Consider the following 13,124-nt stretch of genomic DNA (forward strand, 5'->3'; position numbering starts at 1 on the left):
CCCGCACTGCCTGGACCTAACAGTGCCTAGAACGAACCGGTAGTGAACTGCCAGGTCCGGGTGGCCAGCTGGTTTCCTGCAAGGTCCCGTACTGCCGTTCCGCCGCCCATTACGGTCACGGTGTATGTGGTCTTAGCGGCCAGGGCCTGCTGCGGATCCAGGACCCACTGGTTGGTGGTGCCGTTGCGGTACACGGCGGCAGGGACCACGGCACCGGTGGCCGAGTTCTTCACGGTGAACGTGCTGCCGTTGACGCCCTGCACAGCCTCATTGAAGGTCACGCTGATGTTGTTGCTCCGGCGCACCAGCTTCGCATTGCTGCCCGGGGTAGTACCGGTGACCACGGGCGCGGGGCCGGTAAGGAACGTCCAGCTGGAGGAAGCGAGCGGAGTGCCTGCGGCATCACGGATGGCGGAGGTCCCGCCGACCAGCGTTGCCGTGTACACGGTGTCCGCAGCCAGGGCGGCAGACGGATCCAGGGTGGCCGTCCTGGTGGTCGCGTTGTAGGTGACGGTTGCCGGGACAGTGGTGCCGGCGGCGTTCTTGAGCACAAAGGTGGCCTGGCTGACGCCCTGCACCACCGTACTGAACGTTGCCGTCACGTTGGTTCCCACAGGCACCGACGTTGCGGTGGCGCCGGGGGTGATGGCGGTGACGGTGGGAGCAGGCGCCGGAGCTGGGACGGGCGCCGGTGCCGGTGCAGCAGCCGCGGGCGCCGTGAACAGCATCCGGTTCGGTGTCCCGGCTGTGGCCCCGGTGATGACTCCGGTTGTCGCATTGCTGACGAGGGAGCCAGCCACCTGGGCCGGGGTGAGGGCGGGGTTCTGGGAGAGCAGCACAGCGGCGGCACCGGCAGCGTGGGGCGCTGCCATGGAGGTGCCGGACATGGACGCGGTGGTGGTGGAAGAGGTGTGGTACGTGGACATGATTCCGACGCCCGGTGCGTAGAGGTCAACGCAGGAGCCGTAGTTGGAGAACGAGGCCTGGCGGTCTGAGGAGTCGCTGGCGGCAACGGTGACTACACCGGACACGCGGGCGGGAGAACTGCCGCAAGCGTCCGCGGCGGAGTTGCCGGCAGCAACCACGGCGGTGACGCCGTCGTTCATCACTGCCTGGATGGCGGTGTCCACTGCCGAACTGGCGGGGCCGCCAAGGCTGAGGTTCGCGACGGCAGGCACACCGGCGGGATGGTGGGCCGCGATCCAGTCGAGGCCCGCCACCACATCCGAGTTGTAGCCGGAGCCGTTGCAGTCAAGCACCCGGACGGGCACCACCGTGGCGGACTTGGCAACGCCGTAGGTTGACCCGGCCGCGGTCCCGGCCACGTGGGTGCCGTGGCCGTTGCAGTCGCCGGAGCCCCGGCCGTCCGCGACGGCAGTCCAGCCCGCGGCCACCCTGCCGCCGAAGTCCGCGTGGGACGCCACCACACCGGTGTCCACCACGTAGGCTGTCACACCGGCACCGGCGGAGGTCCACGAGTAGGAACCGGAAAGCGGCAGTGCCCGCTGGTCCACCCGGTCCAGGCCCCACGGCGAGGGCAGCTGTGTGTCCGAAGCGGTAACGGGTGCGTCCGGCTCTACCGACACCACGCGGCCGGAACGGGCAAGCGCCTCGGCCTGTGCCGGATTGGCGGTGATGACAGCGCCGCGGAGGGCGTGCTTGAAGGTCCGTCCGACGGCGAGGCCCTGCCCGCGCAGGCCGGCCGCCTCCGCATCAACGTCGGCAGTGGCGGCGTACTGAACGATGTAGCGGCCGGTTGCGCCAGCGTCGGATTTTGGTGCGGCGGCGGCTGGGACGGAGGTGGACAGGGCGACGGCGGAAACCAGGGCTGCGGCGGCGGGCAGCACGATCAGTGAAGTACGAATTTTGGGGTCCTTGGGATCGCTTGTGGGGACGCGGGGCGGGGACAACCACGCTGGTACCAAAAGACTAGGAGCCCGGAATACCGCTCCCGCCCGATTTTGCAGGATCCTGAGCCAAGCCTTGGGGTTTCCTGCGGACCTGGTGCTTTCCTGGCTTTAACCCCTGGCTCTACCCCACGGTGCCGGTGCCCTGCTGGTGGTCCCGCCAGCTGTATTCGGGCTCGTATCCCAGGAGCCGGCGGGCCTTGTCAATGGACAGCATGGTTTCGTGCTCGCCCAGTTCCTTGGTCACCTTGACCGCGGGAAACACCTCCGCGGCGAGGCTGGCGCTGGAGCGGCTCATGACGGTGTCCGCGTTGGCGATGATGAAGGCCTCGAACCCCGGCCGGCCGTTCTCCAGTGCCCGCACCACTGCCTGCGCGCCGTCCCTGCCGTCGATGTAGCCCCACAGGTTCCATTTCCGCAACGCGGCGTCGGAATCGAACGCCGGGAACCGCGCGTAGTCCTCCACGTCCATCACGTTCGAAAAGCGCAGCCCGGTAATGCTAAGCTCCGGGTCCCAGCGCGTCAGCTCGGCTGCCATCTGCTCCTCGAGGTGCTTCACCAGGGAGTAGGTGCTTTCCGGCCGGGCAGGGTATTCCTCGTCCACCGGGATGTAGGGCGGGTCGACGTCGAACGGCAATCCCAGCACCGTCTCGCTGGACGCATAGACCACTTTCTTGATGCCCGCCCGGCGGGCCGCCTGGAACACGTTGTAGGTGGACAGCATGTTGTTCTCGAAAGTCGCCGCGTCCGGCAGGATGCCCGGCGCCGGGATGGCACCAAGATGCACCACGGCGTCGAATCCGCTGTGCCTGTCGTCCACGCCCAGCAGCGCGTCCACCACCTGGCCGTAGTTGCGCAGGTCCACCACCAGGAGGCCCGGGCTGCGGGCCCCTTCCCGGTCCAGGTTCAGGACCTGGTGGCCGTCATCGATCAGCCGGCGCACCACGTGCCGGCCGAGTTTTCCGCTTCCGCCGGTGACGGCAATTCTCATCAGGACGTCCTTCTCTTAGGGGATCTGCGCCAGTCAGGCGCGGGCTGCGGCAAGGAACTTCTCGACGGCGGCAATCGCCTGTGCGGTGATCTCCCCCGGATCTCCGCTGCCGTCCACCGGGACGAGGATCCCGCGGGCGGCATAAACCGAGACTACTTCATGGGTCTCACGGCGGTAGAGGTCAAGCCGGCGCCGGAACACATCCACGGTGTCATCCGTGCGTCCCTGTTCCCGGGCGCGCTTGCGCATCCGCTGCTCCAGCTCGGTATCAGGCGCGCGCAGTTCGATGACGGCATTCAGGGCCAAGCCGCTGGCGGCGAGCATGTTGTCCAGTTCCACGGCCTGCACCGCCGTGCGCGGGTAACCGTCCAGCAGGAAGCCCCGCCGCACGTCATTCTCCAGCAGTCTGTCCCTCACCAGGGCGTTGGTGAGATGGTCGGGGACCAGGTCGCCGCCGTCGAGGTATTGAGCGGCCTGGGTGCCCAGCTCCGTTGCCCGGCTCACGTTGCTTCGGAAGATATCTCCCGTGGAGACTGCGGGGATGCCGAAGTGGCGGGCAAGATGCACGGCCTGTGTCCCCTTGCCGGAGCCTGGCGGACCGATAATAAGCAATCTGGTCATGTACGTGCCCCTTCCGGGAAAGCGGCCGCTGGTGTGCGGCCTGCCGCCGGGGCCGGCGCCTGCTTCATTGTGCCGGGTAGGCGGCAGGGGCGCCAGAGCGCCTTCTTCCGGGGAGGGGCAATATGACGCCTGGCCCGGCGTGGGGATGTATATACTCGTGGTTACCGGTTTAGCAGCAGGCCGTTGGACAGTTCATCGATCCAGCGACCTCCACCGGCACCAGCCTTCCAGGCGGGGCGGCGGGTTGCCGGGTCGTTTTGACCTGAGCGAACGGCACCAGGAAATCGTGGCCAGCGAGTCAACAGTAAAAACCGATACATCCATCACAGAGCACCTGCATGAACTGGTCCTCAACAGCTCGGACGTTGAGGACTTCCTCAATGAACTGGCACAGGTGTCTGCACGCAATCTTTCCGCGCCCGGCGACGACATGCTCTGCGCCATCACCCTGCTCCGGCAGCGGAAGGCCGCTACCGTGGCCAGCAGCAGCCCCGAGGCTAAAGCAGTCGGCCTCTTGGAACACGAGTTCGCCGAGACTCCCAGCATGACCGCTTCCACCACCCAGGAGACGGTGCATGTGCCGGATATCGAGGCGGACGGACGGTGGCCGGAGTACTTCGCAGCCCTGGCCGCACAGGGAGTCCGTTCCGTGCTCGCCCTCCCTTTCCAGCTGGAAGGCGAAACAAAGGCCGCGCTGCTGCTGTACTCGCGCCGGCCAAACCGGTTTGAAGGCCGCGTCCTCGAGTTCGCCGAGGACTTCGTCAGCCAGACCTCGCTCGCGCTGCGGCTGGCCGTGCGGTTCGCCCACTACAGCGAAGCCGCCGCCAATCTGCGCGCGACGCTGGAATCACGGACGGTCATCGACATGGCCGTCGGCATCATCATGGCCCAGAACCGCTGCAGCCAGCATGACGCCTTCGAAATCCTGAAGACGGCTTCCAGCACCCGCAACTCCAAGCTGCATGACGTCGCGGCCGCCGTCGTCAACGCCCTGGGACAAGGACCGGCCCGCACACATTACGACGGCTAGGATTCTTTTCAACACAACCGCCCAGGCCAGCGGTAGACTAACGCAAACTTTGGCCGGGGGCTCCGATGGAAAAGAAAAGTGTTTGCCTTGTTGTGGAAGACGACAGGGACATCCGTGGACTGATTGCCGTGGTCCTGTCACGCGCGTTTCCAAGTGCAGTCAGAATCAACCGGTGCGGAAGCCATTGCCGCAGCCGCGGATCCCGCCATCACGCTTGTCACCCTCGACCTCGGCCTCCCGGACATGGACGGGCACGTGGTTGCCCGCGCCATCCGTGCCCTGAGCAAGGCGCCGCTGCTGTTCCTTACTGCCAGGTCCGAAGACGATGACCTCCTGGCCGGGATGGCCTCGGGCGCTGCCGCGTACCTCACCAAGCCGTTCCACCCCAAGGAACTCCAGGACCTGGCAGTGCAGCTTACCCCCGCCGTTTCACCGGCTCACCACGTACCGGGCAAATCCCTCTGCTGATTTGCCTGCCTGGGTGGGGCATGACCCCGCTTTTCCGGCAACGGCGGACTCCCGCCGTTGCCGGAAAAGTTCAGAAGCTAGGGGCGGGCGCTATTTGCCAATGAAGGGCAGCAGCGCTTCGTTGACTTCCGCCGCATGGGTCCACAGCAGGCCGTGCGGCGCATCCTCGATCTCCACGTACTCGGCAGACGGCAGCGCCTTGGCGAACAGCCGTCCGGAGGAATCGATGGGCACGATGTTGTCCGCGGTACCGTGCAGGATCAGCGCGGGGACGTCGATCTTCGGGATGTCCGCACGGAAGTCGGTGAGCCAGGTGGGCTGGGCGTCGATGGAAGCCGTGGCGCCGGAACTGGCGGCGGTGTTCCAGCTGTGGTTGACGTACTCCTGGCTGAGCCTCGGGGTTCCCAGGTATGTATCCGTGTTGTAGAAGTTCTTGAAGAACTCGGTGAAGAAGGCGTAGCGGTCGGCCGTGACCGCTTCGGTCAGCCCGTCAAAAACCTTTTGCGGCACGCCGTCCGGATTGTCGTCGGTCTTGAGCAGGAACGGTTCCAGCGAGGCCAGGAACGCCGCGCGCGACACGCGGGCAGAGCCGTAGGTGGACAGGTAGCGGGCAACCTCACCCGTTCCCATGGAGAAGCCCACAAGGACTGCATCATTCAGGTCCAACGCGGTGAGCAGGGTGTTGAGGTCGGCCGCAAAGGTGTCATAGTCATAGCCGCTGGTGGTCTTGCTGGACTTGCCAAAGCCCCGCCGGTCATAAGTGATCACCCGGTAGCCCGCTTCCAGGAGCGCGGCAGTCTGCTTTTCCCAGGATGAGCCGTCCAGGGGGTATCCTTGGATCAGCACGACGGGCCGGCCCGTTCCGTGGTCCTCGTAGTAGAGCTCGATGTCCGTGCTGTTTTCGGTTCCAACGGTAATAAAAGCCATGTGCGGGCACATTCCTTTCAGACTGATCCGGAGCGGACAGGCGGGTACCCTGGCCGCGCATTCCCTACTCTAGGGCGGCTGCCGCCCTGGAGTATGGATTCGGGACACTGCCGCCTATGGTGACGGCTGCGGAAGCTCGCAGGAGATTTGCGGATTGGCGCCCATGTAATTCAAGGGTCCGGCCACGATGGTGATGGCGATTGTCCCTGCCCGGGCGCAGTTTTCAGGCGCGGCGCCGAGGTAGCCGCGCTGCCATGCAGCCACACCGCCGATGATCAACCAGATGACAATGAGCGCTCCCAGGATCCGCATAATTCCTCCATTGGCCGCGGCGGCTGTGGGATCAATTATGCGACGACGCCAGCCGTCACCATAGTGCAGGGACGGCCGGGATCGTGACCTGTAGGCGTATGAATGCACGCCCTGCCCAGGCTGGACGACAGGGTCCTGTCGCCCAGCCTGCGGCGGTGAAGGCGGATCAGGCTTTGGCAGCCTTGCCCGGCAGGGCCAGCTTGAAGACCTTGGCCCAGGAGGAACCCACCTGCTTGATCAGCGGCCCGGTGGTGTACTTCAGGCCGTAGCGCTGGCAAATCTCGCGGACCCGCGGCGCCACTTCGGCATAGCGGCTGGACGGCAGGTCCGGGAACAGGTGGTGCTCGATCTGGTGTGAAAGGTTGCCAGTCATGATGTGCATGAATTTGGACCCGGAAATATTGGCCGAGCCGATCATCTGGCGCACGTACCAGTCGCCGCGTGTCTCACCGTCCACCATCTCCTCGGTGAACGTGTCTGTGCCCTCTGGGAAGTGGCCGCAGAAAATGACGGCGTGGGCCCAGACGTTCCGGATGGCATTGGCTGCAAGGGTGCCGAACAGCGCCTGCTTCGCGGACCCGGTGAGCATGGCCAGGGCCGGCGTCGCCGCGTAGTCCTTGGTGAACTGGGTAACCACTTTCTTGCCCAGCGCCTTGAGGTCCTTGAGCAGGGCCTCCTTGGACTTCCTGCCTTCCTTGTAGTCCAGCAGCTCGAGGTCGTAGATGGCGATGCCCCACTCGAAGACCGGCGCCAGGAGCGCGTTATACAGCGGATTGCCGAGGGCCTTCGGCGTCCACGGCTGCTCCTCGTCCATGCGCAGGAGGTTGTATCCGACGTCGTTGTCCTTGCCCACCACGTTGGTCCAGCGGTGGTGCAGGTCGTTGTGCGTGTGCTGCCACGAGCGCGAGGGAGTGACGAAGTCCCACTCCCAGGTGGTGGAGTGGATGTCCGGGTCGCGCATCCAGTCCCACTGCCCGTGGAGGATGTTGTGGCCCAGCTCCATGTTCTCCAGGATCTTTGCGAGGCTGAGCAGCGTAGTGCCGGTGACCCAGGCAGCCTTGTTCTTGCCCACCAGCAGCGCGGCCCGGCCCGAAATCTCCAGGCCACGCTGGATCTTGATCATCCGGCGGATATATGCGGCGTCTTCGGCGCCCCTCTTGGCCAGGATTTCATCGCGGATGGCATCGAGTTCGCGGCCAAGTTCCGCCACCTGCTCATCTGTGAGATGTGCTGCGGCGGGCGGACGGACCGTGGGGCTGCCGGACTCGGCCAGCTTCCCCGGGCGTGACCGGGAACTGCCGGCGGCACTGCCTGTGGCCGGGGCGGGAGCGGCTTTGCTGGGTGACATTACAGACATACCGTGAGCTCCTCAGAGTTCGAGGTTGACGGGTCCGGCGGCTGCCGAGACGCACGTTTGGATTAGTTGGCCGGGTTCGCCGTGGACTTCCCCGGTGCGGAGGTCGCGCACCTGGCCGGCCCGGAGCGGAGTGAGGCAGCTGTGGCAGATGCCCATCCGGCAACCGCTGGGCATGAGCACCCCGGCGTCCTCACCCACGTCCAAAAGGGGCGTATCGCCGTCGGCCTCCACTTCCCGGTCCGACGTTTCAAAGGTGACCAGGCCGCCGTCGTGCCCCACGCCGCCGGCGAAGGTGGTGTTGAACCGCTCAATCATGAGGTTGCCGGCACTGCCGGCCACTGCCACCTCGGAGCCGGGCGCCGCCGTCGTCAGCGCCGCGCGCTTCCACAGCGCCTCGGCGTCGTCCAGGAAGCTGTCCGGGCCGCACGCGTAGGCAGCGCGTTCCTTCCAGTCCGGGCAAATCTCGTCCAGCTGGGCGGTGCTGGTCAGGTCCATACGGCCCTGTTCGCCCGTGAACCAGTGGGCCAGCCGGAAGTTGGGAAATTGGTCCGCAAGTTCGGCAAGTTCCTCCCGGAACAGGCTGTCACCGGGCGTGCGGGCTGAATGGACAAGCACGACGTCGGCATCCGGGCGCCGCGGAACGAGCGTGCGGATCATGGACATCACAGGTGTGATGCCGCTGCCCGCGGTGACCATCAGCAGGGGGCGGGGGTGCTCCGGGAGCACAAAGTCGCCCTGCGGCGGCGCAAGGAAAAGGACGTCACCAGGCCGGGTGGTGCGGACAAGGGTGCCGGAAACGGCCCCGACGTCGGTCACGGTGATGGCAGGATCCTTGCCGGCGGGCGCACTCAGCGAGTAGGAGCGCCAGTGCCGGACGCCGTTAAGCTCGACGCCGATGCGTGCCCACTGCCCTGCCAGATGGGAGTGCCAGCCACGGCCGGGGCGGAAGAAAATGGTGGCGGACTGGGCAGTTTCTTGTACCACGCGGGTGACCACGCCACGGAGCTGCCGGGCCGAGTACACAGGATTGAACAGGGCCAGGATGTCCTCGGGCGCAAGCGGCGTGGTGAGCACCGAGGCCGCCTGGGCCAGCTGTCGTAGCCGGATCATGCGATCCAGCCTAGGGCGGCGCGAGCCATATTTCTCTCTCTCCGTCATATGACCGTTCCGCAGTCACGCTGTAAAGGGGCGCTAAGCCCCCAAGCCGCACTTCAAGACTAACGGCTGCGTCACCGGGAAGGTTCCCCCGCATTACAGTAAGCATGCTTATTGTATCGCTGTTGAGGGGGTCTGCAGCCGAAATTACGCAAGCTCGGGAGAGATTACAAAGGTCAAGGGCTTTGCCTGCTCCAACCAAGCGCAGGGGCTATGTACCGGCACACGTTTCCCAAAAGCTTCACATTGAACTCCACTCCAAGCTGGTTTGGCACGGTCAACAGCAGCGTGTCCGCGGCCTGGACGGCAGTGTCTGCCACGAGCTCCTCCGCCAGCTTGTCCGGTTCGCCGACGTAGCTCTTGCCGAACCGGGCAGTGAGCCCGTCGATGATCCCTACCTGGTCCCGGCTGTCACGAAGGGCGCTGCCTGCGAAGTACCTGCCGTCCTCTGCATCCACGATGGGAAGGACACTGCGGCTGACCGAGATCCTGGGGGTGTGCCGATGGCCCGCGGTGGACCATGCATCCCGGTACAGCTGGATCTGTTCGGCCTGCAGTTCATGGAAAGGCACACCCGTATCCTCGGTCAGCAGGGTGGAGCTCATGAGGTTCATGCCGAGTTCCGCCGCCCACACGGCGGTCTTCCGGGTCCCGGCACCCCACCAGATCCGCTCCGCGAGGCCGGGTGACTGCGGCTGGACCGGAAGGAGGCCAGTGGCACCGCCCGCGTACCGGGGATCCGCTTCAACGACGCCCACACCGCTGATCGCCTTCCTGAAGAGGGCTGTGTGCCGGCGGGCCATGTCGGCGTCCGTTTCGCCCGGTTCCGGCACGTACCCGAAGGCGGCGGCACCCTGCCGTGCCGGTTCGGGTGAACCGCGGCTGATGCCCAGCTGCAGCCTGCCGCCGCTGATGAGGTCGGTGGCCGCTGCTTCTTCGGCCATATACAGCGGATTCTCATACCGCATGTCGATGACGCCAGTGCCGATTTCGATCCTGCTGGTGCGGGCAGCGATGGCGGACAGCAGCGGGAACGGGGACGCCTGTTGGCGGGCGAAGTGGTGGACCCGGAAGAACGCCCCGTCCACGCCGAGTTCCTCGGCTGCCACGGCCAGCTCAATGCCCTGGACCAGCGCCTCACCGGCGGTCCTGGTGCGGGAGCCCTGGCCGGGTCCCCAGTGGCCGAATGACAAAAATCCCATGCGCTCCATACCAGCCCCAACCCGGCCGGCCCCGACGGCATTCCCGGCTGGCATGATGGCTCCGTGGAAACTCCTGAACAAGCACTGACCGTCGGCAAAACCGTCCTGCTGTTCGCGCTGGCGGCGGCAGCCGAGATCGGCGGGGCCTGGCTGGTGTGGCAGTCCGTGCGCGAGGGGAAGGAGTGGTGGTGGGCCGGGCTGGGCGTCATCGCCCTGGGCGCGTACGGCTTTGTGGCCACGCTGCAGCCGGACGCGCACTTTGGCCGGATCCTGGCAGCATACGGCGGGGTGTTTGTTGCCGGGTCCCTGGCTTGGGGAATGGTCTTCGATGGTTTTAGGCCGGACCGCTGGGACGTGGCGGGGTCCCTGATCTGCCTGCTGGGCGTAGCAGTCATCATGTTCGCCCCGCGAAGCGGCCATTAATTCACCACCTAGACTGGCACCGTGACCAACAGCGAGCACGCACCCAAGGAACCTGCGACGCCGTCGCGCGGGAAATTTGCGGAGCGGCTGCTGCCGGGAGGGGAAGAACCTGATCCCCGGTTCACGCTCGCCAACGAACGCACGTTCCTGGCATGGATCCGTACGTCCCTGGCGCTCCTGGCAGGAGGCATCGCCATCGAGGCGTTCACGTCGGACCTGTTCCTCGAACCTGCCCGCAAGGGCCTGGCCGTCGTCCTGCTGCTGCTTGGCATGCTGCTCAGCGCCGGAGCGGCAGTGCGGTGGCTCCGCGTGGAGCGCAGCATGCGGAACAAGGCTCCCCTTCCGCTGCCGCTCATCGTGCCCCTGCTGGCCGGGGCAGGCGCCCTGGCTGCCGCCGTCGTGCTCGTCTTTATTCTCTGGCGCTGACCCGTGGCATTCTCCCCGCGGCCGCACGGCGACCCCGGCCTGCAGCCGGAGCGGACCAGCCTGGCGTGGGGACGCACCATGATGGCGCTGGTGACGGTGAGCGCGATTTTCCTGCGTTGGCTTCCGGCGCACGGGCTGCCCATCCTGCTGCTATTTGCCGTTTCGTCGGGCGCGGCACTGGCCATCTACCTCACCCAGCGCCGCCGCTACGGCGCCAGTTCCCGGGGCATCCACGAAGAACGCGTCGATGCCGATGTCCGTTCCGTGCTGTGGACCGCCTTCGCCGCGGTGGTGCTGGGCGGACTCGGCATCGGAGTGGTGCTGGCCGGGTAGCCGTCCCCGCGGCTTAGAACATCGGCAGGACAAAGCCCGCCAGCAGGGCCACCGCACCAATGGCGGTCAGGACGCGGCCCAGCACGGCGGCCATCCGGCCTTCCTCTTCCGGAACGGCCGTCCGCCACTGGGTGGGGCGCTTGGGGTGGTAATAGATGGGGAGCGTCTCGCCCACGGCCAGGTCCTTGATGTCGTGCGGGGACATGGGGGCGTTGTGGATCTCGTTTTTGCGGTCCACCCAGCGGAAGCCCACGCCGGTGTTGTCCGAATAGACCACGGCTTCGGCTACCGCCCAGGGGTGGACGAAGCGGCGGAGGAACCCCGCGTAAAACAGCAGCCCCAGCCCGACAGGCAGGCACATCCAGGTCAGCATTTCCAGGATTGGACCTGCCATATCAAGCACAGTGGGCATGAACCTGATGGTACAGCGCAGGGGTGGTGGCTTCCGCACCAACTACGTACGCTGAGGGAACAAGTGGGACCGCACGAGGCAAGGGGAGATTATGAACGACGAAGACATTCTGGCGCGTATCCAGGCCCTGGTGGAGGAGGAGCACACACTCCGCGGTTCCGGTGACGGCGACGTGCCGGACCGGGCCCGGCTAAGGCAGGTGGAGGAAAGCCTCGACCAGTGCTGGGACCTCCTGCGCCAGCGCAGGGCAAAGGCGGAATCCGGGAAGAACCCCAACGAGGCCGAAGCCCGGCCTGTCAGCGAGGTGGAGGGCTACAAGCAGTAATCCGGCAGCACTAAGGGGCGCCTGTGGTTCTGGTGGATGCCAGCGGAACCACGGGCGCTTCCGTTTCAGGACATGATGGATAGCAACAGATTGGAGTTCATCCATGCGTCTTGCAGTCGCCCAAATCATCAGCAGCGCGGACCCCGCAGGCAACCTCGAACTGATCCGGGACTACGCCACGCAGGCCAAGGCGGCCGGCGCGGAGCTGGTGGTCTTTCCGGAAGCGGCAATGCGCGCGTTCGGACATTCCCTCACCGACATCGCAGAGCCGCTGGACGGGCCGTGGGCCGGGAAGGTCAGGGACATCGCCAAGGAACTGGACGTCGCGATCGTAGCCGGGATGTTCACGCCAGGAAAGGACGGGCGGGTCCGGAACACCCTGCTGGTGACCGGCCCCGGCATTGACACCTCCTATGACAAGGTGCACCTTTTCGACGCCTTTGGGTTCACCGAGTCCAAGACGGTGGATCCGGGCGAGAAGCCGGTCACCTTCGAGGTCAACGGCACGGTCTTCGGCCTGGCCACCTGCTACGACGTCCGGTTCCCGGCGCTGTTCGCCGCCAATGCCCGCGCGGGCGCCCAGGTCAACATCGTCTGCGCGTCATGGGGTGCCGGCGAAGGCAAGGCGGAGCAGTGGGACCTGCTGGTCCGGGCCCGCGCCCTGGACAGCACCACGTTCGTGGTTGCCTGCGGCCAGGGCGATCCCGAAACAATCGGTGCGGGTCCTGCCGGCACGGCTCCCACCGGCATCGGGCACAGCGCCGTGGTCTCGCCGCTGGGTTCAACCCTGGCAGCGCTGGGCGGGAAGCCCGAGCTCGTCGTCGTGGACATCGATCCAGCAGCCGTTGAAGAGGTTCGGGCCAAGCTTCCGGTGCTGGCCAACGCCCGGCAGTTCTAGCCTCAGACCCTGGGAAACGTTGACGACGGCGTGCGGCACTTTCCGTGCCGCACGCCGTCGTTATTTGTGCTGTTAGACGTGAGGTTGCGTTCACGGGCAGGAAATCTTTGCGGAAGTACGCACGACGGCGGCGCCTCACCTTGAGCGGCAGCAGCCACCCCAGTGCTGGCAGGTAACAAGAGGTATTCGCGTCCAGCACAGGCGTGGCGGCACTGAAAGGCGTTTACATTCCGGAAACATCTGCGACACGCGAACTTCACGAACGGGCGGTTTGTGTAACGTCACCGCAACTTGGGCGGGCGGTAACGGAAACACGCGCCGTCAAAGATGGACGCCG

General features: G+C 66.0%; 16 protein-coding genes. 7 read left to right on the forward strand and 9 right to left on the reverse strand.

Features of this window, described 5'->3' with window-relative positions; translation table 11 throughout:
- Nucleotides 1-26: 26 nt before the first annotated feature.
- From ACLH0K_RS15160 to ACLH0K_RS15170, 3 genes are all read right to left on the reverse strand, one after another.
- Nucleotides 27-1,910, reverse strand: coding sequence for a S8 family serine peptidase (locus tag ACLH0K_RS15160; protein ID WP_411374372.1), 1,884 nt, complete (start codon nucleotides 1,908-1,910; stop codon nucleotides 27-29).
- 121 nt (nucleotides 1,911-2,031) lie between these two features.
- Complete coding sequence (locus ACLH0K_RS15165; protein ID WP_411374373.1) at nucleotides 2,032-2,898, reverse strand: NAD-dependent epimerase/dehydratase family protein; 867 nt, start codon at nucleotides 2,896-2,898, stop codon at nucleotides 2,032-2,034.
- Between the two features lie 33 nt (nucleotides 2,899-2,931).
- Nucleotides 2,932-3,519, reverse strand: a complete 588-nt coding sequence (locus ACLH0K_RS15170; protein WP_411374374.1) for an adenylate kinase — start codon at nucleotides 3,517-3,519, stop codon at nucleotides 2,932-2,934.
- A 286-nt stretch (nucleotides 3,520-3,805) separates the two neighbouring features.
- On the opposite strand from ACLH0K_RS15170, the gene ACLH0K_RS15175 reads away from it, so the two are divergent.
- Together ACLH0K_RS15175 and ACLH0K_RS15180 are read left to right on the forward strand one after the other, a co-directional pair.
- On the forward strand, nucleotides 3,806-4,549 hold the full coding sequence (locus tag ACLH0K_RS15175) for a GAF and ANTAR domain-containing protein (protein WP_411374375.1): 744 nt from the start codon (nucleotides 3,806-3,808) through the stop codon (nucleotides 4,547-4,549).
- A gap of 153 nt (nucleotides 4,550-4,702) precedes the next feature.
- Nucleotides 4,703-5,017 (forward strand): response regulator transcription factor, encoded by a 315-nt coding sequence (locus tag ACLH0K_RS15180; RefSeq protein WP_411374376.1) that lies wholly within the window; start codon nucleotides 4,703-4,705, stop codon nucleotides 5,015-5,017.
- A gap of 90 nt (nucleotides 5,018-5,107) precedes the next feature.
- Here ACLH0K_RS15180 and ACLH0K_RS15185 read toward each other — a convergent pair whose 3' ends face one another.
- The 5 genes from ACLH0K_RS15185 to ACLH0K_RS15205 all read right to left on the reverse strand — a co-directional run bounded on the left by ACLH0K_RS15185 (nucleotide 5,108) and on the right by ACLH0K_RS15205 (nucleotide 9,979).
- Nucleotides 5,108-5,944, reverse strand: coding sequence for an alpha/beta fold hydrolase (locus ACLH0K_RS15185; protein WP_411374377.1), 837 nt, complete (start codon nucleotides 5,942-5,944; stop codon nucleotides 5,108-5,110).
- 114 nt (nucleotides 5,945-6,058) lie between these two features.
- Nucleotides 6,059-6,256 carry a hypothetical protein gene (locus ACLH0K_RS15190; RefSeq protein WP_411374378.1) on the reverse strand — a complete coding sequence of 66 codons (198 nt, stop codon included), beginning with the start codon at nucleotides 6,254-6,256 and terminating at the stop codon, nucleotides 6,059-6,061.
- Between the two features lie 166 nt (nucleotides 6,257-6,422).
- A complete protein-coding gene (locus ACLH0K_RS15195) occupies nucleotides 6,423-7,613 on the reverse strand; it encodes a fatty acid desaturase family protein (RefSeq protein ID WP_411374379.1) in 1,191 nt (396 codons plus the stop codon).
- Between the two features lie 12 nt (nucleotides 7,614-7,625).
- Nucleotides 7,626-8,723 carry a ferredoxin reductase gene (locus ACLH0K_RS15200; RefSeq protein ID WP_411374380.1) on the reverse strand — a complete coding sequence of 366 codons (1,098 nt, stop codon included), beginning with the start codon at nucleotides 8,721-8,723 and terminating at the stop codon, nucleotides 7,626-7,628.
- A 221-nt stretch (nucleotides 8,724-8,944) separates the two neighbouring features.
- The gene (locus ACLH0K_RS15205; protein WP_411376493.1) at nucleotides 8,945-9,979 is read right to left on the reverse strand and encodes an LLM class flavin-dependent oxidoreductase; all 1,035 of its coding nucleotides are present in this window, start codon (nucleotides 9,977-9,979) and stop codon (nucleotides 8,945-8,947) included.
- A gap of 75 nt (nucleotides 9,980-10,054) precedes the next feature.
- On the opposite strand from ACLH0K_RS15205, the gene ACLH0K_RS15210 reads away from it, so the two are divergent.
- The 3 genes from ACLH0K_RS15210 to ACLH0K_RS15220 are packed head-to-tail and all read left to right on the forward strand — an operon-like array spanning nucleotide 10,055 to nucleotide 11,152.
- Nucleotides 10,055-10,393: a YnfA family protein gene (locus tag ACLH0K_RS15210; protein WP_411376494.1), complete on the forward strand. Its 339-nt coding sequence runs from the start codon at nucleotides 10,055-10,057 to the stop codon at nucleotides 10,391-10,393.
- A 21-nt stretch (nucleotides 10,394-10,414) separates the two neighbouring features.
- Nucleotides 10,415-10,819 carry a YidH family protein gene (locus ACLH0K_RS15215; RefSeq protein ID WP_411374381.1) on the forward strand — a complete coding sequence of 135 codons (405 nt, stop codon included), beginning with the start codon at nucleotides 10,415-10,417 and terminating at the stop codon, nucleotides 10,817-10,819.
- A gap of 3 nt (nucleotides 10,820-10,822) precedes the next feature.
- Nucleotides 10,823-11,152: a DUF202 domain-containing protein gene (locus tag ACLH0K_RS15220; protein ID WP_411374382.1), complete on the forward strand. Its 330-nt coding sequence runs from the start codon at nucleotides 10,823-10,825 to the stop codon at nucleotides 11,150-11,152.
- A 13-nt stretch (nucleotides 11,153-11,165) separates the two neighbouring features.
- Here ACLH0K_RS15220 and ACLH0K_RS15225 read toward each other — a convergent pair whose 3' ends face one another.
- A complete protein-coding gene (locus ACLH0K_RS15225; protein WP_411374383.1) occupies nucleotides 11,166-11,564 on the reverse strand; it encodes a hypothetical protein in 399 nt (132 codons plus the stop codon).
- Between the two features lie 91 nt (nucleotides 11,565-11,655).
- Here ACLH0K_RS15225 and ACLH0K_RS15230 point away from each other — a divergent pair, with 91 nt between their 5' ends.
- Both ACLH0K_RS15230 and ACLH0K_RS15235 read left to right on the forward strand, forming a co-directional pair.
- Nucleotides 11,656-11,889 carry a DUF2630 family protein gene (locus tag ACLH0K_RS15230; RefSeq protein ID WP_411374384.1) on the forward strand — a complete coding sequence of 78 codons (234 nt, stop codon included), beginning with the start codon at nucleotides 11,656-11,658 and terminating at the stop codon, nucleotides 11,887-11,889.
- A 103-nt stretch (nucleotides 11,890-11,992) separates the two neighbouring features.
- A complete protein-coding gene (locus ACLH0K_RS15235) occupies nucleotides 11,993-12,787 on the forward strand; it encodes a carbon-nitrogen hydrolase family protein (RefSeq protein ID WP_411374385.1) in 795 nt (264 codons plus the stop codon).
- Nucleotides 12,788-13,124: the final 337 nt, after the last annotated feature.

The sequence above is a fragment of the Arthrobacter sp. MPF02 genome (assembly GCF_046605375.1).
In the GTDB taxonomy this organism is placed as follows: domain Bacteria; phylum Actinomycetota; class Actinomycetes; order Actinomycetales; family Micrococcaceae; genus Arthrobacter.